This is a genomic window from Parafrankia sp. EAN1pec, from assembly GCF_000018005.1.
Classification (GTDB): domain Bacteria; phylum Actinomycetota; class Actinomycetes; order Frankiales; family Frankiaceae; genus Parafrankia; species Parafrankia soli.
In genome coordinates this window covers 3,460,985-3,484,765 of the sequence record NC_009921.1, presented here as the reverse complement: position 1 = coordinate 3,484,765, position 23,781 = coordinate 3,460,985, and the positions used below count along the sequence as shown (strand labels likewise).

Sequence of the window (23,781 nt, the reverse complement as noted above, 5' to 3'; positions counted from 1 at the left end):
TTGGCGAGGGATCTTGACCGTGCGGGTCGCCCGCTGTGCCTTGAGCACGCCAGTCAGAGTGTTGATCTCATGTCGGTCCCCGGGCGGTCGCTACCTGTAGGTATCGATGGGTTGGGGGTGCGGTGGACGGTTCGGTCGAGGTCGTCGTGGACGACGCCGAGCAGATCCTGGATCGGGTGGCGGCGATCGACGTCGCGAAGGCGTCCGGGAAGGTGTGCGTGCGGGTCCCGCACGACAGCCGGGAAGGCAGGCGAGTCACCCGCGTCTTCGGTGTCACCGCGACGGTCCCGGCGGTGGAGGAACTCGCCGACCACCTGGTCTGCCAGGGCGTCCAGCGGGTCGTCGTCGAAAGCACGTCTGACTACTGGCGGGTGTTCTACTACCTGCTCGAGGAGCGGGGCCTGACAGTGTGGCTGGTCAACGCCCGGGACGTCAGGAACGTCCCCGGAAGACCCAAGACAGACAAGATCGACGCTGTGTGGCTGGCGAAGTTGAACGAGCGGGGGATGCTGCGGCGGTCGTTCGTGCCGCCGGTGGCGATCCGCCGGATGCGGGATGTGACCCGGATGCGGGTCGACCTCGTCGCGGACCGCACGCGGGTCAAACAGCGCGCAGAGAAACTACTCGAAGGCGCGCTGATCAAACTGTCGTCGGTGGTCTCGGACGTTTTCGGGGTCGCCGGCCGGCGGATCCTCAACGCACTGATAGCCGGGGAACGCGACCCGCGCCGGCTCGCGGCACTCGGGACGGGTCTGAAGGCCTCGCCGGCAGCACTGACCGCGGCGCTGACCGGCCGGTTCAGCGACCACGACGCGTTCATGCTCACGATCTACCTGGAGCAGATCGACGCGCTCGACAAGCACCTCGCCACGCTGTCCGCGCGGATCGACCAGATGACCGCGGCGATCCCCCTTCCCACCCGTCGCACCGACACCCCCGGCGTCGCTGAGATCACCACGGTGCCCGGGGTCGGGACGGTCTCGCCGGTCACCGGTGAGATCATCCCGCCCGCCGACGCCCCTCCCGCAGGTGGCACGCCCCCACCCGCCGGTGGCCTGCCGGGGCCGCAGACGGTCGCGGATCTCGTCGACCTGCTCGACGCGATCCCCGGGATCGGCAGGGACGCCGCACAATTGATCCTCGCGGAGATCGGCACGGACATGGCCCCGTTCGCAACCTCCGGGCACCTGGCGTCGTGGGCGAAGCTGACCGCGCGCACGATCCAGACCGGGGCGTCGCTACGGATGGGCCGGACCGGGCGCGGGAACCGGTACGTGCGCCGCACACTCGGCACGGCCGCGGCCTCCGTCGCACGCACCAACACCTTCCTCGGGGCACGTCACCGGCGGTTACGCGCCCGCCGCGGCGCGCTGAAGGCTCTCGTCGCTACCAGCCGCACCATCCTAGAGATCATCTGGCGGATGGTGCACGACCAGGTGCCGTTCCGGGAACTCGGCGCGGACTACCACACCCGCCACCAGGACCCGGACAAGCGCAAGCGAACGCTGGCCCGGCAGATGAAAAACCTCGGGCTCTCGCCCGAGGAAGCCGCCGCCATGCTCGCCGCAGCCTGAAGCCCGACCCGCCAGCCTCGCCTACAGAAAGGCCAGCCGACAGCCACCCCCGAACTGCCACCCCCACGCCCACCAGCGGCCACGTGCCCCGGTGGCCGCGAGCCTGCCCACGTCACGTCGGGTTTTCCAGTCAGCCCCTGCGCCGGCCTGACCCTCTACCAAGTTCTCCGCACGCTCCAGACCCTGCTCAACGTCTGGACCGGCGCCTGCCGCACCTGCCACCGCCCCTACGAACCGTTACCAGCCAAACCAGCCAGAGTCACCTAACAAAGCCCTACTAGTGTGCTGAGTCGCTGATTCGCTGGCAGTATGCGGCGAGGGTTTCAAGGATCTCGTCGGCGGTCTTGGCCCAGACGAACGGCTTCGGGTCCTTGTTCCAAGCGTTGATCCATTTACGGATGTCAGCTTCGAGTTCGACGACCGACCGGTGCGTGGATCGGCGCAGCTTGCGGTTGGTCAGCTCGGCGAACCAGCGTTCGACCAGGTTCATCCACGACGCCGACGTCGGAGTGAAGTGCAGGTGGAAGCGGGGGTGGCGCAGCAGCCAGTTCTTCACCGCAGGGGTCTTGTGGGTGGCGTAGTTGTCCAGGACCAGGTGCAGGTCGTAGCCCTTCGGGACGGATCCGTCGATCAGCTTGAGGAAACGCAGGAACTCCTGGTGGCGGTGCCGCCGGTAGGTCTGCGCGATCACCGAGCCCGACGTCGGGTCGAGCGCGGCGAACAGGCTGGTCGTGCCATGGCGGACGTAGTCATGGGTCATCCGCTCGGGCGTGCCCGGCATCATCGGCAACACCGGCGCGGTCCGGTCCAGGGCCTGGACCTGCGATTTCTCGTCGACGCAGAGCACGATCGCCTTCTCCGGCGGGTCCAGGTAGACCCCGACCACGTCACGGACCTTGTCCACGAACAGCGGGTCCGTGGACAGCTTCCAGGTCTCGACCAGGTGCGGTTTCAACCCGAACGCCCGCCACATCCGCGACACCGTCGACTGCGACAACCCACTGGCCCTCGCCATCGACCGTGACGACCAGTGCGTGTCACCGTTCGGCGGCTTCTCCTCCAACGTCCTCGCGATCACCGCCTCGACCTGCGCGTCGGTGACCTTCCGCGGCGCCCCCGGACGTTCCTCGTCCGACAGGCCTTCCAGCCGGTCGACCGTGAACCGGTTCCGCCACTTCGCCACCGTTCCCCGGGTGATCCCCATCCCGGCGGCGACCCCTGAGTTCGTCCCGCCGTCCGCGCAGGCCAGCACGATCCGCGACCTCAACGCCAGCGCCTGCGCGGTCTTGCGTCGCCGGGCCCACCCCTCCAACACCGCACGCTCAGCAGCCGACAACTCGATGGGTTCCGCACTCGGGCCAGGCACCCACCCATTCTATCCGCGCACGAATCTAAGACTCAGCACACTAGTGCGGCGTAAACAAATGCTCGTTCCAGTGACACTGTTAGGCTGGAAAAAGTGTGGGTAAATTGGACACATGATCCTAACTGATAATCAACGCAATATTCTCGAGTCCTTGGCTGGAGGTGGTGGGTACGACAGGTCTGCGGCTGCCCGCGCCCGTATGGTGCTATGGCGGGACGAAGGATTCTCGGTGCGGGAAATAGCCGAGAAGGCGGGCGCGTCGAAGCCTACCGTGCGACTGTGGCTGTCGCGCTATGACGAGGAGGGGCCGGACGGCTTGCTGAGCCGGGTGTCCCCGGGGCGGCCACGGGAGGTCCCGGGGCGGGTACGGGCGCGGATCCTGGCGTTGACCAGGACCACTCCTCCACCGGAGACCGGACTGAGCCACTGGACGAGCACCGAGATGGCGCGGTACCTGAAGCGCCGCGAAGGAGTGTCGGTCTCGCACACCTTCGTGGCCCAGCTGTGGCGGGAGAACAATCTCCAGCCGCACCGGCACCGAGTCTTCAAGCTCTCGGCGGACCCGGATTTCGAGGCCAAGGTGGAGGACGTCGTCGGCCTCTACCTTGATCCCCCCGAGGGCGCCGAGGTCCTGTCGATCGACGAAAAGCCTGGGGTGCAGGCACGCGACCGGACGCAGCCACCGCGGCCGGTCGCCTCCGGCCGGGTCGCCACCCGCACGCACGACTACCAGCGGAAGGGCACGACCGACCTGTTCGCCGCCCTCGATGTCGGGACGGGGCGGGTCACCGCCAGGTGCTTCCCCAGCCACACCAGGGCCGATTTCCTCACGTTCATGGACCAGGTCATCGCGGAATACGGCGGTGCGGAGCTCCATGTCGTGGTCGACAATCTGGCCACCCACTACGGCCCTGACGTCGACACATGGCTACGCAGACACAAGAACGTCACGTTCCATTTCACCCCGTCCGGCAGTTCATGGCTCAACCAGGTCGAGAACTGGTTCGGTATTCTCACCCGGCACGCACTCCAGCACGGGGCGTTCGTCTCGGTTCAGGACCTCGTCAACACCATCAACAACTATGTCAAGAACTGGAACTGGGACGCCCATCCGTTCGAGTGGACAGCCACCACAGAAGAGATCGTAGCCAAGGTGGAGGTACTCCACCGGGAATTCAGGAAGCTGCTCGCCAACAACTTGTGACGACATTTAGTTATGTATCATCGGAAAGAATTTTGGTTTACAATCTACTAGAGCCCCGCCGCCAACAGCGGGACCGCCCGAGTTCGGTAGACGGATCGTGACGGTCGCACCGCGGCTGCGGAACGAGCGACGAGGGCGCGCGGCGACGCAGGCGCGGCGCTGTCATGCGCCTCCGCCGTCAGCGCAGAGGCGTATACGGACGACCTGGAACTCGTCGCCAGCCGGACTGATCTGGACGAAAGCGTTGCAGGTGAGCGGCTTGGTGGCGATGTCGCGGAGATCGACTGGTTCGATCAGGCCGCCTGCGTCGTAGCCGGTCACGCCTCGTAGGGCGCTGATGAAACCCTCCCGGGTGGGGCAGGCACCAGCCACCTCGAGGCCGCGTAGGAACATGTCGGTGTAGATGTACGCGTACATGGCGAACTGCTGCTCGGGGAAGACGGCTTGGGGCGCGAAGCGGGTCATCGCCTCGCGGTAGCGCTCGATGGGGGCACCGCCGGCCTCGAAGGGGCGGAAGTAGACGGGGAACGAGACGCCGGCGAGCGCCGGCCCCAGCGTGGGCAGCAGGCCGCGATCGTACCCGGCGAGCGAGATGCTGACGGCGAGTCTCAGGTTCACCGCACGGACGGCCTGCATGATGGCGGCGAAGTCGTCCGGGGTTGTGAAGCCGAGGATGGAGTCGGCCCCCACGTTGGCCAGCTGCCCGGCTATCCGGGTCGGGCTGTCGCTGGCACTCGCGTAGGAAATCGTCCCGACCACGGTGAGACCGATCGACTCCACGATGGCCTTGTAACGCGCAACATTTTCCATCGTAATTGCCGACGCCCCCGTGGTCACGAAGGCGACCTTCGTGCCGCCGCTGGCCTGGATATAGCGGCCGAGGGTTTGGGGTGAAAATTCGTACAGGTTGGAGAAAAAGTTCTGATACTTGGCCCAGGCCGGCAAAGCAAGGCCTACGACGGGGACCCCCTGCGTGGCCAGGGTGTCCAACGAGCCGCCGATCGAGGTGGTGGCCGTCACGAGACCGAACACGGACTCCTGCTGGGCGAGTTCCTCGGTGACGCGGGCGTTCTGCGACGGGGAGTTCCCGTCGTCGCGCCAGTCGTAGACGATGCGGCGGCCATGTATCCCGCCTTCTTCGTTTGCTAGGCCGATTCTGGCGTCGATCCCGGAGCGGGCCGAGGAGAATGCTGTGCTGCCAGTGCCCGAGTCGGAGAACACGAAGCCGAGCTTGACCTGGTCGGCCGTGACCCCGGAACTGTTGCAGACAGCGTTCGCCCCACCCCCGGCGTCCGGTGACGAGCAACTGGCTGTGGCAGCCACGAGGATCGCGGCCGCCACCCCAAACGGTCGTGCCAAGCAGCCTAAGCGCATGCAGTTCTCCTACAGAAGGATGGACGAGAGCGACGGCAAGCGCCATGGTTCGTGGTGGGCCGAGCCAGTCTTGCCTGGAGCTCCGATGGTGCCAGGGGGAATTCAAGCGGTCGTCGCAACACCTCGATCTGAAGGTATGGAATTGGGCCGACGACCATTTGAATCCGGTGACGCTGCGTACCCTCGCCAGATTTGACGCTCGGCCCGATTCGACAGGCGGCCTCGGGACGCGGGAGCCGATGCCGGTAGGCTCGGCGCTGGTAGCCGATTTCAGGATCACACCATCGAGGGGTTCGTCGACTGCTGTCGATGACCGGTGGGCGCGCAAGTACGGGGCGCGGCCATTACATCGGTCCCCACGCCGCCAAGTTGCGGCGCGGGGATCTTGGTCGTCCGGGTTCTTGGTCTACATCTCCTGTTGAGGGATGCGCTTATCCCGCGAGCAATTTCCCGAACGCCTCGACCTGGGACGGGGTTAGGCACTTAGGCGCGGGCCCATCCGGCAGTATGTACTCGCCGTTATGGATCTGGGTGGTGAAGTAGCAGGTCGGGACAGCGGGCTTGCCCTTCGTGAAGGTTAGTGGCGGAGCGAGGCCACCGAGCGTCTCGTTCTTGAGGGTGTAGAGGCCCTTCATGACATCAGTGGGCGTCGAGTTCGGTCCGACACCACCTGCCTTGGCCGCCGCCTCGAACAGCTTTCCGCCGGCCCATGCCAGGATCGTAGCCGGGGTGAACTGAGGGTCACGGGTGAGCCCAGGGGCGAATTTTGCCACTGCGTCCAGGAACTCTTTGCCGGCTGGTGCGGACGCGACCGGCACGGCGGTCTGCGATGTCAGCAAAGCGCCCTCGAAGTTGGGATTACGAAGCCACTCCGGTGCACTCGTGGCGAATTGGCTGACCATGGTGGGATGGAGTCCCTGCTGCGCGCAGGCCTCCATGACGCGCGCTACGACCGTGTTGTTCGCCGAGAGGGTTATGCTGTCCACACCGGCCCGCTTCAGTCCCAGGCAAGGAGCTGTGTAGTTCGGCGCGGTCGAGGATATCTTCGCCGACGTGACAATGATGCCTCCCACAATCCCAGCAGCTGCCTTGGTGAACAGGTCAAGTTGCGAGCACGAGGGCGACTCGGAGCAGTACAATACCCCGAGCTTGGTCTTGCCTGCTTCCTTTCCCGTCAGCAGGGTGCCTGCCACAAGCGCCGGCAATGTGGTACCCGAGGCGAAGAAGGTCGGCTCCGTAAGGTACGGGATCGTGGCGGAGATCCCGCCGACCACCGGCACACCCTTCTTCGACGTATAGTCGGCCCATGTGGCGTCGGCGAGGCTCATCTGGCCGACGATGGCAACGACGTGGTCCTGCTCGACCAGTTTCTTCGCGGCCCGCAGAGCCTTGGCCGGGTCGCCGGCATCGTCCTCGACAATCATTTTTACGGGATGGCCGTTGATGCCACCGCGGGCGTTGACCGACTCGGCCCAGACCTGGGCGACATCCTTGACCTTGGCGGTCGAGGCCGCCTGGGCTCCCGAGCAGCTGCAAATCGTCCCGACGACGATCGGGTCCCCTTTTGCTGTGCCAATGCCGCCGCCGGCGCTGGAGCCGGAGCCGGAGCCGGAGCCGCAGGCAGCCAGTATTACCGCGGCGAGCGCCGCCACCACGACGACGACACATAATCTCTTCATAGCAATGGTCACCCTTCAGAAGATTTTGACATGACTTAATGAATTCCATCCCACCCCCGGCGAACAAGGGCAACGCAATATTTCGAAGCGACGACACAAGATGCTCGTGGACCTGAACCGCCATTTCGCAGACAGAAAGACCCTGCCAGGGCATCGGTCGGATGATTTGATTCCTTCTAGCCTCGACTTTTAGTGTTGCCGTCGCCGGTGAGGTAGCCGCGGAGGAGGGAGTCCTGGTCGAGTTCGGCTGGGGGGCCGGAGAAACTGATGGTGCCGCGGTCGAGTAGGTATATCTGATCGGCCAGATCGAGGGCACGGCTGACATATTGTTCGACTAGGAGCATCGCCACGCCTTGGGTCGCGAGAGTGTGCAGTGCGTCGAAGATCTGGTCGATGATGCGTGGAGCCAGACCCATCGAGACCTCGTCGAGCAGGACCACGGCGGGCTTCGCGAGGTAGCAGCGGGCCAGGGCAAGCATCTGCTGCTGGCCGCCGGACATGGTGCCGGCGGTCTGCTTGAGCCGCGCGCGCAGGGCCGGAAAGGCGTCGAGTGCGGGTTCGATCCCCTCGCCCCTGCGCCAGGGTGGGACCTGCAGCGCGAGGTTGTCCCAGACGGTGAGCCGGGGGAAAACTCCCCGCCCCTCCGGGATGAGGCAGAGCCCGGCCCGCGCCCGCTCGTGGGGGCTTTGGTGGGTCACCTCCGTCCCTTCCAGCGCCACCGTCCCCGCCGAGGGGTACAGCTGACCGGCTGCCGTGCGAAGCATCGTCGTCTTGCCGGCTCCGTTGGGTCCGAGCAGGGCAACGACCGATCCCGCGGGTACCGTCAGCGTGACGTCACGCAGCACGGTGGACCGTCCGTAGCCAACAGTCACTCGGTCAAGCTCGAGGACATCAGCCCGCTGGCCCACCGCGGTGACGCCCGTCATGCCACGACCTCCTCATCCGACACGAGCCCGCTCACGGTTGCCTCACCTTGCGCCGTCTGTGGGACGGCGGCTTCGACAGCCGTGTCGCCGAGGTAGGCGGCCTGCACGACCGAAGATGCGACGACCTCGCCCGGGCTCCCGGCGAACACGAGTCGACCGAAGTCGAGAACGTAGATCATCTCGCAGATGTCGAGGACAAGTGCCATGTCGTGTTCGACGAGCAGGATCCCAACGCCGCGCTCTGCGACGACGCGGCGCAAGATCTCCCCGAACCGGACGGTCTCCACCCGGTCCAGCCCTGAAGACGGCTCATCGAGCAGCAGGATCTGGAACGGGCCCGCGAGGCAGCGGGCCAGCTCCACCAGCCGCCGCTGCCCGGTTGACAGCTTCGCCGTCACCGTGTCGGCAAGGGCGGTCAGGTCGCACATCTCCAGTGCATCGTCGGTGGCGCGGCGGACCTGCACGCGGTCCTCCGGCCGGCTGGCCAAGTGCGTCAGCGGGTTGCCGCCGGCGAGCGCGCCTTCCGCGCCGGCGGCCACGTTGTCCCGGACTGGCAGCGAGTCGAACAGCTCCATCCGTTGGAAGGTTCGGCCCAGCCCGCGCCGGGCCCGGGCCGCCGGTCCGGCGCGAGAGACGTCGTGCCCGGCGAGCAACACGCGCCCGCTGTTTGGACGCACCAGGCCCGAGCATGCGTTAAACGTTGTGGTCTTGCCGGCGCCGTTCGGGCCGATGAGACCCGTGATCCGGCCGGTCGGCGCGGCCAGGCTGAGACCGTCCACCGCGAGCACGCCGCCGAACCGGACTTTCAGGTCCTGCACCTCTAGGGCGCCAGCAGCCACCTGTCTTTCCGCCGCCCCGTTCCCCGGCCACGATGCAGCGGCCGCTGGGACCGCCGCGGCACCTTCCGGTGCCCGTGCCCCTGACGGCCGCGGACGGCGGGACACCGCGTCTATGCGACGCCGCACGGCGACGGGGAGCAGGCTCGCCGTTGGGGGAGCTAACGCAACGCCCACCGCTGCCAGACCGAAACCCAGTTGCAGGACCGCGGCGGTGTTCTCGCCAGAGATATAGGACGGGATCAGTTCGAGGGCACCCGCCCCGGTCAGCGCGTACCAGGGGTTGCCGCCCAGCGCGACGATGACGACCGCGAAATAGGTCAGCGACAGCATCGGCTGGTACGCGTCGGCGGACACGGTGCTCTGCGCGACCGCGGTCAGCGCTCCACCGACCGCCGCCATGAACGCCGAAACACAGAACACCAGCACGCGGGTGACGCTCACTGTCACCCCGGAGGTCTCCCACGCGGTCGGCGACTCCGCCAGTCCCCGCAACAGCCTGCCCAGCCGGCTCCGGTCCAAGATTACTAGGAGGGTGACGGCCGCGACGGCCATGACGAGGACCAGGTAGTAGAAGCCCTTGTCATCCTCCACGTTCAGCCACGACAGGTGCGGCCGCGGCTCGCTCAATCCCGCGCCCATCGAGCCGAACATGTAGTCCTGGGTATAGAGCATGTACTGTAGGAAGATCCCGAACCCGAACGTCGCCAACGCAAGATATAGGCCGCTCAAGCGGACCGCCGGGACAGCCAGCATCGCCCCGACTGGTACGGCGATCAGCCCTGTGACTAGCAACGCGACGAGCCAGGGCAGGTCGTGTCCGACAGCAAGGTGGGAGAAGGCCGCGGCGCCGATCGCCATGAAACTCACATGGCACAGCGAGACCTGCCCGGATGTACGAACCAGCAACCCCAAGGACAGGAACACAATCGCCGTGCCCAGCGCCGCCGTCCAGTCGGTGAGGTGAATGCCGGCGAACGATGGCACGAGCCCCAACGCGACCAGCAGTCCGACCCCGGCCAGCAGCTGCAATGGCGCCGGCGCGGCCCAGGCCGGACGGCTGCGCGGCACGACCCGTACCGGCCCGGACAGATACCGCCGGGGGAAGACGAGAAGCACCAGGAACAGCACCGCGAACGGCAGCGCGGGCGGTAGCCCGGCCAGCAGCCCCGTCGTGAAGTACCTCGTGGCCAGCGAGGCGAGCACCCCGATCACCAGCCCCCCGGCGAACGTCAGCGGCAGGCTCGTGAACGCGCCGATCGCCGCCGCACCGAAGGCGGCCACCACCAGCAGTGTCAGCTGTAGCACGTCCAAAGGCAGCAACGGCGCGAACAGCACCCCCGACGCCGCCGCCAGAGTCGCCCCAATGCACCACGCGAACCGGCGCGTCTGCCGCGGGCTCGTTCCAGCCAGATCCAGCAACGCTGGATCGTCCACCACGGCGCGCATCGCCAACCCCAGCCGGGCTCGGCGGAACATCACGGACAGCCCCGCCGTCACCACCACGGCAAACGCGAATGTTGCTATGTCCGCCCAGCGAACATTCGTCCCGGCCAGCCGCACATTCCCGGAGCCGAGGAAGATCGGAACCGTCCGCGTCTCCAACGTCCCGTAGACCAGCACCAGTACCGCCTGGACTACGAGCAACAGCCCCACTGTGGCCGCCACCTGCAAGGCCAGACTAGAGCCCTGGATGAAACGCGCGAGAAGCTCCTGGACCAGGCCCAGCACCGGACCCGCGGCCACTACCGCCACCGCCACCGCCACCGGCCACGGCCAGCCCTGACTTACCCACAGCGAATAGAACACGTACGCCGCCAGCGCAGCGACCGCGCCATGGGCGAAGTTGAAGACGCCCGACGTCTTATAGGTCAACACCAATCCGGTACCGGCAAGCCCGTAGACCGCGCCGGTCGTCAGACCGGCGACTAAGAACGGAAGAACGTCGGACATCTTTCCCCTACCTACACCGATGGCCAGTCTCTACGACGGCGCCAATCGTCGCTGGATTGATTACTGTCAGAAAGCCGCGCCGGACCGGGCTGTCGAGCGATGCCCTGGCCCACGCTGTTTGCGCTGCCAACCGGCAGCACGATTAGGACCGGTGCGCTGTGGAGGGCGCACGCGGTCGGACAGCTCGAGGGGCTCGACCCACGCGCGTGGCCGACTATCCCCACACAAACGACGTGGTCGGCCGCTGGCCGGCTCATCGGGCGACGCCACGCCGAGGAGCCCACGGGACGTGCCCCCGAGGGAGTGCGCGGCCTCGGGGCGCGCGTGGCGAAGCGTGCACCAACGCTCAACATGCCAGGGACGGTACTGCGCGAGTCGACCGACAAGCAAGACCATATGTCAAATATGCGTAGAAGTAGATCCAATTCGCCACAGATCTTCGCCTTTTGGGTGTGGCAAGATGGGTCGATACGTAGCGAGCGGTCGGAACCGGCTGATTTCGTCATCGAGGGTGTCGATCCTCGACGGCGAGGGTCCGGCGCGGTTCGACGGGACCGCGGGTCAGGTGCAGGCGATCCCTGACCGCGGGGGACCGGTCAGCGGCGGGATCACGGTGTCGTGGGCTGCCGGAACAATGCGGCCCGGCAAGCCGACTTCCCAGCGAGCATTGGGGGCAACCGTGCCGTGCCTGCGAGGTCAGTGTTGATCAACCGCTTCCTTGACCACCGGGTTGACGTTAGCTTCCCCTGAGGCGCGCGGAGCTCCAACCCCTCCCGGCAACGGCGCGAACAGTAGGTCACGCAGACTGAACTCACGTCTGATCGGTATCCCAGCACTGACCTGGGCGCGCCTGATCTCATCTAGGGCGATCCAGCCGAACAGCAGGCAGACACCAATTGTCAGGCATCCGCCCAGCCAAACCAGGCTAGTCGAACCATTGCCATTGACAGCCGTGTCATAGTTACTGTTCAGAGCTACGAAGATCGGCAAACCTGTCGCACCGTTCCATCCAGCATAGGTAGCGGGTACGACAAATATCGGCAACAGGCGGCCCCAACCGGTCAGGCGGTAGCGCAAGACGAACAGCAACAGCGCGATGAGCATCGGTGCGATTCCGTCAATGGTGAACCACCAGACGGGTGCCCCGAACACCCGGAACGGGTTGTTGCCGTAGTAATGGTAGAGGTCGAAGGTCGCGCCGGTCGCCTGCAAGCCAAAATCAAACAGCCAGGCGAAGCCGAACGAATAAACGAAGTACTTCGCGCTCAGACCGAGGGAGATCGCCCTGAAGTCGATGTACGCCTGCAGGCCGAAGAAGAATACATAGCCGACCACCACGTACAGTGGGACGTGCCGACCCATGAGATTGATCGTTATCGCTACGTTGTCGTCAGCGAACCAGAGCAGACCGACATAATCTGCGAACACTTCGAAAGAAGACGCCAGTAAACCACCGACGAGCATCACGATGCCCATCGATTCTCCGCGCCGCGCAAGCCACCCCACATACACCAAAGCGGCAAGCAGGAACGTCAGGCACACGATGGTGAATGCCCAGCTCAACCCGGCGGGCGCCGACAGGTCGACCGGTGGCACCGGATACTTCCCCGATGCTAATGACTGGCTCAACTGTGAGCCCTCCTTCTCGCCGGAAGGCAGGCTGATACCGCCGCGACGGGTCGCACGGGCGCGCCATAACGTGGTTCGGGCGGTGGAATCATTGGCAAGTCCTCGTAGAGTCCGGGCGGATGCCGAGGCTGTTTCTAATCGGGGGCCACAGGGTTTTGTATTGGTGCGATGGAGCTGTGCGGGGTCAGGGCTTGAAGGTTCTTAGGACGGTCTGGGCAGCGATCTGTCCCGGGAGGCCGGAGACTCCTCCTCCCGGGTGGCTTCCCGCGCCCGAGAGGACGAGCCCAGGGACGCGTGGGGTCCGGCCTGCCCAGCCGAGAGCGGGGCGCAATGGACCGATACGGGTCACACTCTGGTCCACGTGGTAGATGCACCCGTTCGGCGCACCGAGTCTTTGCTCGAGCGCCTCGGGAGTTTCGACGAAGCGACCGATCTCCAGGGTCTCGGGGCCGTCGAGGGCCTGGGAGAGCGCACCAACGAGCGCTTCCTCGGCCGACTTCCGCGCCGTTTGCCAGCCGGCGTGCGGCCGAACCGGCGCTGGGCCGTACGCGTAGAGGATGTCCTGCCCCTGCGGGGCCTGGGAGGGGTCACGGGCGGACAGGATGGTCGCTGTCCACGGGGGGTTCGCGGGTGTCAGTCCGCTGCGGGCCTCTCGCTCGGCCGACTCCACCTCGTCGAGGGTGCCGAAGAAGAGGGTTGGCTCTCGCAGGTCGACGCTGTCGTGGCGAGCGGCTTGGTGGTCCGGTATCGCGACCTGCCCGCGCAGCGCGAGCCCCATCGTGAGACAACCGACGCCGGAGGCGTTAGCGGGCGCGCGGCGCAGGCTTTCGACACCCGGCAGGTCGCTGTCGGCGAGGAGTCGAGCGGTCACCTGTGGGGGGATCGCGCACACCACGTGGTCGGCGCGCACCGTTGTGCCGTCGGCGAGGACGACGCCCACCGCGGCACCGCGCTCGACCAGGATCGTCGTCACTGGCGCGGCGACCTTCACGACGCCGCCCGCGTCGGTGAGACAGCGATGCAGAGCGTCCGGGATGGCCTGCATGCCGCCGATCGGGCGCAGCACGCCGTAGGTGTGCAGGGGAGCTGTGGCCAGAATGCCAATACCGCTGCTGTCGGCGATGACCGACCCGAGGATGCTGGCCATGCAGGCGAAGGCCCCACGCACGGCCTCGCTGGTGAACGTGGTGGAGATGAGGTCGGCGGCCGAGGTGCTCAGGGCCGCGCCGAGCAGGCGTCGGACCTCGCGGTCGCGCAGCTCCCGGATGGCCTTGAGTAAGACGCGGCGACCCGGTGCCGACGGGTGCCGGGCTCCATAGAGGTCCTGAATGGCCAGTGCACGCTGGGCTGTGGCAGCAAACTGGCGATAGGTCTCGGCGTCCGCCGGGGAGAAGCGGCGAATGTCGGCGATCGTGGCCTCGACGTCCTTGCGCAGGACGAGCGACTCACCGTTCGGGCCCAGCCAGGCCCATGCGGGGTCGTGCTCGACGGTCCGCAGGCCGAACCGGGACAGGCCCAGCTCATCGCCTACTCCCGAGGCCTGCCAGTACACGGCGTCGATGGCGCAGGGGCTGACCAGGTGCTCGGGCGCCTCGGGGATCAATGGCAGGGTCGCAGTCATGCCGCCGATGTGTTCGGACGCCTCGAAGACGGTCACCTGAACGTTCGCACGGGCCAGGTAGCAGGCGGCGGTGAGGCCGTTGTGACCGGCTCCGATCACAACTGCAGAACGCGGCATCGCTTTCGCCTCGCCTATGCCACTGAGAAGAGGATCATTTACGCGACAACGCCGCTTCGGCGCAGGTCGTCCACATGCTCGGGAGAGAATCCGAGCTCCACGAGCACCTGGTCGGTGTGTTCCCCCGGAGCCGGGGGCGCGGTGACGGGAGAGGTCCCGCTGCGACCGAACCTGGGTGCCGGAGCCGGTTGGATCATCCCGTCAACGTGGACGAATGTTCCTCTGGCCCACAGGTGCTCGTCCTCGGGCGCCTCGTGCCAGCTCAGGACTGGCGCGGCGCAGGCGTCACCGTCCTCAAGGAGAGCCGTCCACTCCGCACGTGTCCGCCTGGCGAACAGGTCCGCCCACGCGGCCTTCTGCTGTGGCCAGCTGTGCACGTCCCATTGGCCGCGGCCCTCGGCGTCATATCCGGTACGACGTACCAGCTCGGCATAGAACTGCGGTTCGATCGCACCGATGGCGATATGGCCGCCGTCTTTGCACGTGTAGACGTCGTAGAACGGTGCTCCGCCGTCCAGAAGGTTGCTCCCGCGTGCGTCCCGCCAGGTGCCGGCCGCGCGCATGGACCATATAAGGGTCGTAAGGAGCGCGGTGCCGTCGACCATGGCAGCGTCGACGACCTGTCCTCGGCCGCTGGTGCTGGACTCGAACAGCGCGCCGAGCACTCCGACGAGTAGGAGCATCGCGCCGCCGCCGTAGTCACCGACAAGATTGAGCGGTGGGCTGGGGGCTTCACCGGCGCGGCCTGTCGCCCAGAGGGCGCCGGTCCGCGCGATGTAGGTGATGTCGTGGCCGGCTGTGTGGGCAAGCGGGCCATTCTGGCCCCAGCCCGTCATCCGGCCGTAGACCAGGCGCGGGTTGACGGCCTCACACTCCTCGGGACCCAGCCCCAGCTTCTCCATGACGCCGGGGCGGTATCCCTCCAGCAGCACGTCCCGGGACGCGATCAGTGCGAGGACCAAATCGCGTCCCGCGGGGTCTCGGCCATCGATGATGACGTTGCGACGACCCCGCGTGACGATGTCCTTCCTCGATCCCACGAAAGGGTCGCCTCCGGGGCGTTCGACCCGGATCACGTCTGCGCCGAGGTCAGCGAGCATCATGGCTGCAAACGGTACGGGCCCGAGTCCGGCCATCTCCAACACCCGCAGTCCCGCCAGAGGACCGGTCCGTGCGTTCGCGCTTTTGGCTTCTTCGCCCATCTGCCTATCCGGTTCTGTCAGTCGGTCGAACGAGTCGGGGGGCCGCCACTCATCCGGCGCGGCGGGCTCTCCCGGCCCCGGCTCGAGTCTCGTGAGCCGACGGGCCCTCCACTGGCTTCGGCTGCTCGGCGATGCTCCGGGAGCCAGGCCAGTTGTGCACGAGGTCGGGCAGCTGGACGACGAAGCCGGCGGCGTCCGGGACCCGGAATGCCTTTTCCCGGGCACGGCGGCCCGGCTTCCTGTCGACCTCGAAGGCTCGCCGCATGATCTTCGCGGTGTTCGCCTTGACGAACCCCTCGAAGGCGAGCGTTCCCTTCTCGCTACGCAGGTACCGGGACAGTGCCCTGAGCGAGAGCCGGATTGCTGCCTGCGACCGCAGCTTGGGCCGTCGGTCGATCGCGAGGAGGGCGCGTTCCTCATCGTTCATGGTGAGAATGGCCATGTCGGCGATCGCCCGGATCAGCCACATAGCGGCCTGTCGCTTCAGTGTCGGCAGGTCCCCGAGCACGCTACCAGGCGGGTAGCTGCCTCGGGAGAAGGGATCGATGATCTCCCGGGCCTGGTAGCCGGTGGCGAAGCCGTCCCGCGCCCTGGCGAGGAACCGCTGAAGATCACCCCACGTCGAGGGCATGTGCTCGGGCGGTACGCCCAGCAGCGCCGCGGGCACCTTCTGCTCCATGAGGAACTGGTCACGTCGGGCGGTGGAGAGGCGGCCGTGGACTTCCTCGTACACCGCCAGGAACGACGCCGCCAGCATGGCCTGGGTCAATGCCAGCTCGTACTCCGAGTCTGCCCGGTACGGCTCGCCGCTCAGAGGCTCGACGCCCACGATCTGGAAGTGCCGCCGACGCACCATCGCGCTGACCCTCTCGGCGTCAGCCTTGGTGCCGTACGTGGCCGAGTAGGCGTACATGGCCACTCGCCGGAACCTCATCACCGGGTCATCCAGAAAGCTGTCATGATCTATCGCGGCGGCGGCGAACGGTGGGTGAAGCGTCAGGAGAATGGCCTCTCGAAGCAGCCCGACCAGGAACACGGCAGGGTCCTTCATGACTTCCCAGGTAACCGAGCCGGGACCGAGCGCCCAGTCGACTTCTTCCGAACGGACCGGAGCGGCGGCTGTCGGGACGGTCAGCGTCCGCGGCGCAGCGGTGGGTTCGATGGTTGAGGTGTGGTCGGTCATGTCAAAACCTCTTCTGCAGAGCGGAACCGATGTAGCGTCACTGCGTGAGGGAGACGTCGGGCGTCGACCACGTGGGGGCCGGGACCGCCTCGTCGTAGACGGTGGGGTCGAAGAACCGGGTGCGGCGGCGGTACTCCCGGTGTGAGCCCACCCACACTGTCGTGATTTTTCCGCTGGGTGTTGCGTACCAGCCGGGGCAGCCGGTACTGAAGACGGTCTGCGGTAGACGGCGCCCCAGCTCGGCGTTGAAGGAATCGTGGACGTCCTGTCGAACCGAATAGGCCAGGCGGCTCCGCCCGATGTGCTCGATCGCCTGCCGAATGTAACTCGCCTGGTACTCGAGCATGCTGGTGATGGTGTTCGTCAGAGAGCCCGTGTTCGGGCCGTAGGACATGAAGAAGTTCGGGAATCCCGGAACCGCCAGGCCGAGGTACGCCTCGGGACCGTCCTTCCAGACTGTGTGCAGGTCGAGCCCGCCACGCCCAGTAACGCGAATCGGCGCGAGGTACTCGGTCGCGGTGAAACCGGTGCACCAGATGACGACGTCCGTTGGAATGTGCCGCCCGTCGGAGGTGAGGACGCCGTCCTCGGTCATGACGGTCACGCCGTCCCGGAAGACCGACACGTCCTCCCGGGCGAGGGTGGGGTACCAGGCCTTGGAGAGCAGGATGCGGGCACAGCCAATGCGGTAGTCGGGCAGGCAGGCGGCGATCTTCTGCTCGTCCTTCAGGGCCGCGCGAATCCGCCTGCGCCAGAACGCCTCGTAGAGTGTCCGTCCTGCGTCGTATCGGCGTAGGACGAAGGGATACTTGGCCTCGAACCACTGCCACATGGCGCCGTGGTAAAGGCGCAGAAAGCCCGGCACCCGAGAGAGGCTCCGCTCAAGCGGACCCGGCGACCAGTCGTACTTGCCGACCACCCAGCTGGGCGAACGCTGGATCAACGTGGTGTGGGCGGCCGTGTCCACGATGGCCGGAACGACCTGGATCGTGCTGGCGCCACCACCGACGACCGTCACCCGCCGGCCACGTAGGTCGACAGAGTGGTCCCACTCGGCGGAGTGGAACTGTGCGCCGGTGAACGTGTCCCGCCCTTCGATCTGCGGAGTTCTGGGCCGGCTCAACTGGCCCGTGGCGGCGACCAGGACATCCGCGGAGAGCTGCTCGCCGTCGGCGAGCTCGACAGTCCACCGGTTCGTCGACTCGCCGAAGCTGGCGGAGACCACCTCGGTACCGAAACGGATGTGCGGCCGTACCCCGCTCTCGATCGACACCTGCCGGACATAGTCACGGATCTCCGCCTGTGAACCGAAGCGCCGCGACCAGTTGGCCTTGAGGTGGCTCGAGAACTGGTAGATAACACTCGGAACGTCGCAGGCCGCCCCCGGATAGTCGTTCGCCTGCCACACACCGCCCACCTCGGGGGCGCGTTCCAGCACGGTGAACGTGTCGATGCCGCAGGCCTTGAGCTCCAGCGCGACCGACATGCCGCCGAAGCCGGCACCGATCACGATGACCTGGGGCGTTGCGGTGGAAGCCGCCGCGATGGTCACGAAACGCTCCTCGAGACGCAGGTGTCGGTGCCCACGCCGGGGCTGGCTGACGGAGACGAGGCGAGGGGACCGGCTTCTCCCCATTGGTGGAGAAGGAGCATGAGACAGGACACCGGATCGTCGTAGAAGGGGACGTGCCCAGCTCCGGGCAGCGTCACGTGACGGGCCCGGGGCAGCGCGCGCCTCGCCCGCCGGCCTTGTGTGAGGCGCGGCAGCACAAGATCCCGCCCGCCCCACGCCACGGTTACCGGAATGTCGTCGAGCGCGCCACGCTCGGTGAAGACATGGTCCGCGAATCCGCTGACGGCGTCCGGCAGCGCCTGACACGTGGCGAAGGAGTCGGCGTCGGCGACGAGGGTCGGGGCCGGGACCCGGTGCGGCGCGCCGTAGAACATGCCGAAGAGCGCGGCCTTCCCCGGCCCCGTCGCAAGGAGAGCCGGAAGTACTGGTCGAACCTTCGGTCCGACGACGCGCATGAGGCTGAGCACGCCCTGGCACCAGACCTGCCCGCTCGGTCCCCAGAACCCGACGGGCGAGAAGGCGACGACGGATCGGGCCTCCCCGCGGCGGCCGAGTTCCAAGGCCACCGCGCCGCCGAGGGAGTGCCCGGCGACATGGGGGCGCCGCAGCCCGAGCTGTCCGCACACTTCGCTGACATGATCCGCATACCCCGCGACCGTGGCTCGGACATCCCCACGGGGGGAGTGCCCGAAGCCCGGCAGGTCGACGGCGACGACCTCCCGCTGCCGGGCCAGATCCACGACCAGGGGATCCCAGACCTGGGCACGACTGCCGACGCCGTGCAGCAGCACGGTGGGCTCGCCCGTGCCACGCCTCACGAAATGCGTGAGCGTCTCCATGAGCGTCATCGCATCGTCGTCAGTCTCGGTACTGGCCGTCGGCCGCGGCAAGGCGGATCAGACTCTGTGGGGCCTCGAAGCGGGGGCCGTAGAGCCTGGCAAGTTCCCGGGCGCGGGCTAGGAAGCCGCTGGCCCCTCCCGGATAGGTGTTGACGTACTGGAGAACCCCGCCGGTCCAGGAGGGGTAGCCGATCCCCAGGATCGAGCCGATGTTCGCGTCCGCGACGGAGCGCAGCACTCCCTCGTCGAAACAGCGGATCGTGTCGATCGTCTCGGCGAAGAGCATCCGCTCCTTCATGTCCTCGAAGGGGATCGTGTGACCGGCCCTAGTGAAGTGCTCCCGCAGCCCGGGCCACAGGCCAACCCGTCTGCCGTCGGCATAGTCGTAGAATCCGCCGCCGGTGGAGCGGCCCTTGCGGTCGAACTCGTCGATCATCCGGTCGACGACGGACTCGGAGCCGTGTTCCTGCCACATGGCGCCCTCGGCCAAGGCCGCCGCCTTCGTCTCCTCGCGGATCTTGCGCGGCAGGGTCAGCGTGAGCTCGTCGTAGAGGGCGAGCGGTGCCGCGGGGTAGCCGGCCTGCAGACCGGCCTGCTCGACGGATGCCGGGTCGACGCCCTCCCCCACCATGGCGATCGCCTCGTCAAGGAACTTGCCGATGACCCGGCTGGTGAAGAACCCACGGCTGTCGTTTACGACGATCGGTGTCTTACGGATCTGCAACGCGATGTCGAACGCCTTGGCGAGCGTCGCGTCGCTGGTCTTCCCACCCACGACGATCTCGAGCAGCGGCATCTTATCCACCGGTGAGAAGAAGTGGAGCCCGATGAAGCTGTCCTGCCGCTGCACTCCCTCGGCCAGCATCGTGATGGGCAGCGTCGAGGTGTTTGACCCCAGTACCGCGTCCGGTGCCACGACGGATTCGATCTCGGCGAATAGCTTCTGCTTCAGCGCCGGATCCTCGAACACGGCCTCGATCACCAGGTCCGCGCCGGCGGCGTCGTCGATGCTGTCCGTCGCCAGGATCCGATCCAGCAGGGCGTCGGCCTTCTCCTGCGACAGGCGGCCCTTGGCAACCGCCTTGGCCACCAGACCGGCCGAGTACGCCTTGCCCTTCTCCGCCGCGCTGACCGAGAGGTCCCTGAGTACCACCTGTAGGCCGGCCTGCGCGCACATGTACGCGATGCCGGCGCCCATCATCCCGGCCCCCAGCACCAGCACCTTGGACGCCGCATGCCGGGGGAAGCCCGCCGGCCGGCTGGCACCGGCGTCGATCGCCCGCTTGTCCAGGAAGAACACCTGCATCATGTTCTTCGCCGCTGGGTCGAGAATGATGCTCGTCAGGTAGCTGCTCTCCACCCGCAGCGCGGAGTCGATGTCGACCTGCGTGCCCTCCACGGCAGCGGCCAGGATGGCCTTGGGCGCCGGATAGTTCGCGCCCTTGAGCTGCTTGCGCAGGGTGGCGGGGAAGGATGGCAGGCTCGCGGCCAGCGCCGGGCTGGCCGGCGTTCCGCCGGGAATCTTGAAGCCCTTGCGGTCCCACGGCTGTGCCGCATCGGGATTGGCCAGGATCCACGCCTCGGCGGCCGCCATCATCTCCTCTGGTGTGGCGACCACGTCGTCGACCAGGCCAAGGGCCAGTGCCTGCGCCGGGCTGTACTGCTGGCCGGACAGCAGCACCTGCGTGAGTGCCTTCTGCAGTCCGAGCATGCGCACGGTGCGGTTGATGCCGCCACCACCGGGGATGAGCCCGAGGGTCACCTCCGGGAGGCCGATCCTGGAGCTCCTCGCGTCGAGGGCGACTCTATGGTGGCAGGCGAGCGCGATCTCCAGACCGCCACCGAGGGCGGCGCCGTTGATCGCCGCCACGACCGGGCGGCCGAGAAGTTCGAGCCTGCGCAGGGGGCCTTTCATCTGTTCGATTTCGGCGAAGAGGGCCGCCGCGTCGGTCGCGGCAATCATGAGGTCTATGTCGCCGCCCGCGAAAAAGCTCTTCTTGGCCGATGTGAGGATCACCCCGGTTACCGAGTCCTTCTCGGCGTACAGCCTGCCCACGACGGTGTTCATGGCGGACGTGTAGAGCGCGTTCATCGTGTTCACGCTCTGCGTCGGGTCGTCTATGGTCAGGACGACGACGCCGTTCGGGCGCTGCTCCCAACGAATCATTGACTGGCCGGTGCTCGCGTCGCTCATGGAATTCTTGTTTCTCTCTGTCAGAGGGTTCGGGTAGGAGGGAGAGTCAGACGCGCTCGACCACGGTGGCCACGCCCATCCCACCGCCGACGCACAAGGTGACCAGACCCCGTCGGGCCTCACGGCGTTCGAGCTCGTCGACCACGGTGCCGAGGATCATGGCACCGGTGGCCCCGAGCGGATGACCCATCGCGATCGCGCCGCCGTTGACGTTGAGCTTCTCGTCCGGAATTCGCAGGTCCTTCTGGTACTTCAGGACGACCGACGCGAACGCCTCGTTGATCTCGAACAGGTCGATGTCGTCGGGTGTCAGCCCCGCCTTTGTCAGCACCTTGAGGGTCGCGGGTGTCGGGCCGGTCAGCATGATCGTCGAGTCCGCGCCGCTGGTCGCCGTGGCCACGATGCGAGCTCGCGGTGTCAGTCCCAGGTCGCGTCCGATCTCCTCGTTCCCCACGACCACCAGGGCGGCGCCGTCGACTACGCCGGAGGAGTTGCCGGCGTGGTGGACGTGTTCGATGCGCTCGACCCAGTGGTACTTCTGCAGCGCCACCGCGTCGAAGCCGCCCTGCTCGCCTACCGCTGCGAAGGACGGGTTGAGCGCGGCGAGGCTCTCGAGGGTCGTCTCGGGCCGCATGTGCTCGTCGCGGTCGAGGACGGTCAGCCCGTTGCGATCCACGACCGGGACCACAGATCGCTCGAAGTAGCCCCCGGCCCACGCCTTGGCCGCGAGCCCCTGAGAACGGACGGCATAGGAGTCGACCGCCTCCCGGTCAAACCCCTCGATCGTCGCGATGAGGTCGGCGCTGACGCCCTGCGGCACGAACGACGTCGTGAGATTCGTCCACGGGTCCAGGGCCCACGCACCGCCGTCCGATGCCATCGGGACCCGGGACATGGACTCGACTCCACCGGCGACCACCAGGCATTCCCATCCCGAGCGCACCTTCTGCGCGGCGGTGTTGACTGCCTCCAGACCCGAGGAACAGAACCGGTTCAGCTGTACGCCTCCGACCGTGTCGGGCAGGCCCGAGGCCAGCACGGCGGTACGTGCGATGTCCGATCCCTGGTCGCCGATGGGGGTGACGACCCCCAGGACGAGGTCGTCGATCCGCTCGGGGTCAAGGGTGGGGTTGCGCTTGCGTAGGGCGTCCACGAGGCTGACCACCAGGTCGATCGGCTTGGTCCCGTGCAGTGATCCCTTCCGGCCACGCCCACGGGGCGTGCGAACGGCATCGTAGACGAAGGCTTCAGCGCTCACGTGCGGGGTTCCTTCCATTACCGGCCTGGCCACTCACAGCGAGCGGCTAATGAGTTCCTTCATGACTTCGTTCGCTCCGGCGTAGATCCGCTGGACACGAGCGTCGGTGTACATCCGGCCGATGGGGTATTCGGTGGTGTAGCCGTACCCGCCGAACAGCTGCAGGCAGCGGTCGATGACCGCGCACTGCTGGTCGGTGAGGTAGTACTTCGCCATCGCGGCGGTGGTCACGTCGAGCGCGCCCTTCAGATGCTGCTCGATGCAGTCGTCGAGAAAACTCCGGCTGACCCGGGCGATCGTCGCGCACTCGGCGAGTTCGAACCGCGTGTGCTGCATGTCGAACAGCGGCTTACCGAAGGCGGTGCGCGTCTTGGTGTAGTCGATCGTCAGTGCGACAGCCCGTTCGATCGCGGCAACCGCGGCCACGGCGCAGATGAGCCGTTCCTGCGGCAGCTGCTCCATGAGCTGGGCGAAGCCCCGGCCCTCGACGCCGCCGAGCAGGTGACTGGTGGGAACGCGCAGGCCGTCGAAGAACAACTCCGTGGTGTCCTGACCCTTCTGCCCGATCTTCTCGATGATGCGACCACGCTGGAAGCCAGGGGGGTCGTCACCGACCTCGGCCACGACGAGGGATACCCCTCGGGCGCCGAGGGACGGGTCCGTCTTCACCGCGATGATGACCAGATCGGCATTGTGCCCGTTCGAGATGAAGGTCTTCGAGCCCATGATGATGTAGTCGTCGCCGTCTTGCACCGCACGCGCCTTGATGGCCTGGAGATCCGAGCCCGTGGACGGCTCGGTCATGGCGATGGCGCCGATCCACTCACCACTGATGAGCTTGGGCAGCCAGAAGGACTTGTTCTCCTCGGAGGCGTAGGCGGCGATGTAGTGCGGGACGATGCCCGCATGCACTCCGAGGTGCAGGCTGTTGTCTCCGGCCATCACCTGCTCGGTGAACAGGACCGCCTCGTGGGCGAAGGTCCCCCCACCACCCCCGTACTCCTCGGGCAGACCCATTCCCAGCAGGCCGAGCTCGCCTGCACGACGGTAAAGGGATCTGTCGGGAAAACCCCGCTTGGTCGCTTCGGGGAGCGCGGGGACGACCTCCTTCTCGAAGAAGGCGCGGGCGAGCGCGGCGAGGTCCGCGGTCTCGTCGTCCATCCAGGACGGACGACGCGCGACGGGGACGGTGGCGGTAGTCAATTGCTCTCCTTGTATCGGCGCTGCGCCCTGGTCGACGAAGCCGTCGCTGT

At 66.9% G+C, this 23,781-nt stretch carries 16 protein-coding genes; 2 read left to right on the top strand and 14 right to left on the bottom strand.

The window, feature by feature from the left end; all coding sequences use genetic code 11:
• Positions 1–122: 122 nt before the first annotated feature.
• The gene (locus FRANEAN1_RS14385; protein ID WP_020460529.1) at positions 123–1,574 is read left to right on the top strand and encodes an IS110 family transposase; all 1,452 of its coding nucleotides are present in this window, start codon (positions 123–125) and stop codon (positions 1,572–1,574) included.
• Between the two features lie 277 nt (positions 1,575–1,851).
• Here FRANEAN1_RS14385 and FRANEAN1_RS14380 read toward each other — a convergent pair whose 3' ends face one another.
• Positions 1,852–2,940 carry an IS630 family transposase gene (locus tag FRANEAN1_RS14380; RefSeq protein WP_020460528.1) on the bottom strand — a complete coding sequence of 363 codons (1,089 nt, stop codon included), beginning with the start codon at positions 2,938–2,940 and terminating at the stop codon, positions 1,852–1,854.
• Positions 2,941–3,052: 112 nt separating this feature from the next.
• Here FRANEAN1_RS14380 and FRANEAN1_RS14375 point away from each other — a divergent pair, with 112 nt between their 5' ends.
• Positions 3,053–4,144 carry an IS630 family transposase gene (locus FRANEAN1_RS14375; RefSeq protein WP_020460527.1) on the top strand — a complete coding sequence of 364 codons (1,092 nt, stop codon included), beginning with the start codon at positions 3,053–3,055 and terminating at the stop codon, positions 4,142–4,144.
• 162 nt (positions 4,145–4,306) lie between these two features.
• On the opposite strand, the gene FRANEAN1_RS14370 is transcribed toward FRANEAN1_RS14375, so the two are convergent.
• The 13 genes from FRANEAN1_RS14370 to FRANEAN1_RS14310 all read right to left on the bottom strand — a co-directional run bounded on the left by FRANEAN1_RS14370 (position 4,307) and on the right by FRANEAN1_RS14310 (position 23,689).
• Positions 4,307–5,518 carry an ABC transporter substrate-binding protein gene (locus FRANEAN1_RS14370; protein WP_020460526.1) on the bottom strand — a complete coding sequence of 404 codons (1,212 nt, stop codon included), beginning with the start codon at positions 5,516–5,518 and terminating at the stop codon, positions 4,307–4,309.
• 431 nt (positions 5,519–5,949) lie between these two features.
• The gene (locus tag FRANEAN1_RS14365) at positions 5,950–7,173 is read right to left on the bottom strand and encodes an ABC transporter substrate-binding protein (RefSeq protein ID WP_198145507.1); all 1,224 of its coding nucleotides are present in this window, start codon (positions 7,171–7,173) and stop codon (positions 5,950–5,952) included.
• A 200-nt stretch (positions 7,174–7,373) separates the two neighbouring features.
• Complete coding sequence (locus FRANEAN1_RS14360; protein WP_020460524.1) at positions 7,374–8,123, bottom strand: ABC transporter ATP-binding protein; 750 nt, start codon at positions 8,121–8,123, stop codon at positions 7,374–7,376.
• Entirely contained in the window at positions 8,120–10,912 is a 2,793-nt protein-coding gene (locus FRANEAN1_RS14355) for an ATP-binding cassette domain-containing protein (RefSeq protein WP_020460523.1), read from the bottom strand. Before FRANEAN1_RS14355 ends, FRANEAN1_RS14360 begins: the two co-directional genes overlap by 4 nt.
• 696 nt (positions 10,913–11,608) lie before the next feature.
• The gene (locus FRANEAN1_RS14350) at positions 11,609–12,508 is read right to left on the bottom strand and encodes a hypothetical protein (protein ID WP_041254170.1); all 900 of its coding nucleotides are present in this window, start codon (positions 12,506–12,508) and stop codon (positions 11,609–11,611) included.
• Between the two features lie 217 nt (positions 12,509–12,725).
• Positions 12,726–14,279 carry an NAD(P)/FAD-dependent oxidoreductase gene (locus FRANEAN1_RS14345; RefSeq protein ID WP_020460520.1) on the bottom strand — a complete coding sequence of 518 codons (1,554 nt, stop codon included), beginning with the start codon at positions 14,277–14,279 and terminating at the stop codon, positions 12,726–12,728.
• 38 nt (positions 14,280–14,317) lie between these two features.
• On the bottom strand, positions 14,318–15,481 hold the full coding sequence (locus FRANEAN1_RS14340; protein ID WP_020460519.1) for a CaiB/BaiF CoA-transferase family protein: 1,164 nt from the start codon (positions 15,479–15,481) through the stop codon (positions 14,318–14,320).
• Between the two features lie 49 nt (positions 15,482–15,530).
• Positions 15,531–16,664, bottom strand: a complete 1,134-nt coding sequence (locus FRANEAN1_RS14335; protein WP_020460518.1) for an oxygenase MpaB family protein — start codon at positions 16,662–16,664, stop codon at positions 15,531–15,533.
• 37 nt (positions 16,665–16,701) lie between these two features.
• On the bottom strand, positions 16,702–18,216 hold the full coding sequence (locus FRANEAN1_RS14330) for an NAD(P)/FAD-dependent oxidoreductase (RefSeq protein WP_020460517.1): 1,515 nt from the start codon (positions 18,214–18,216) through the stop codon (positions 16,702–16,704).
• Entirely contained in the window at positions 18,213–19,085 is an 873-nt protein-coding gene (locus FRANEAN1_RS14325; protein ID WP_020460516.1) for an alpha/beta hydrolase, read from the bottom strand. Before FRANEAN1_RS14325 ends, FRANEAN1_RS14330 begins: the two co-directional genes overlap by 4 nt.
• A gap of 10 nt (positions 19,086–19,095) precedes the next feature.
• The gene (locus FRANEAN1_RS14320; protein ID WP_020460515.1) at positions 19,096–21,270 is read right to left on the bottom strand and encodes a 3-hydroxyacyl-CoA dehydrogenase NAD-binding domain-containing protein; all 2,175 of its coding nucleotides are present in this window, start codon (positions 21,268–21,270) and stop codon (positions 19,096–19,098) included.
• A gap of 46 nt (positions 21,271–21,316) precedes the next feature.
• A complete protein-coding gene (locus FRANEAN1_RS14315; RefSeq protein WP_020460514.1) occupies positions 21,317–22,528 on the bottom strand; it encodes an acetyl-CoA C-acetyltransferase in 1,212 nt (403 codons plus the stop codon).
• Positions 22,529–22,561: 33 nt separating this feature from the next.
• A complete protein-coding gene (locus FRANEAN1_RS14310) occupies positions 22,562–23,689 on the bottom strand; it encodes an acyl-CoA dehydrogenase family protein (protein ID WP_041255875.1) in 1,128 nt (375 codons plus the stop codon).
• Positions 23,690–23,781 lie beyond the last annotated feature (92 nt).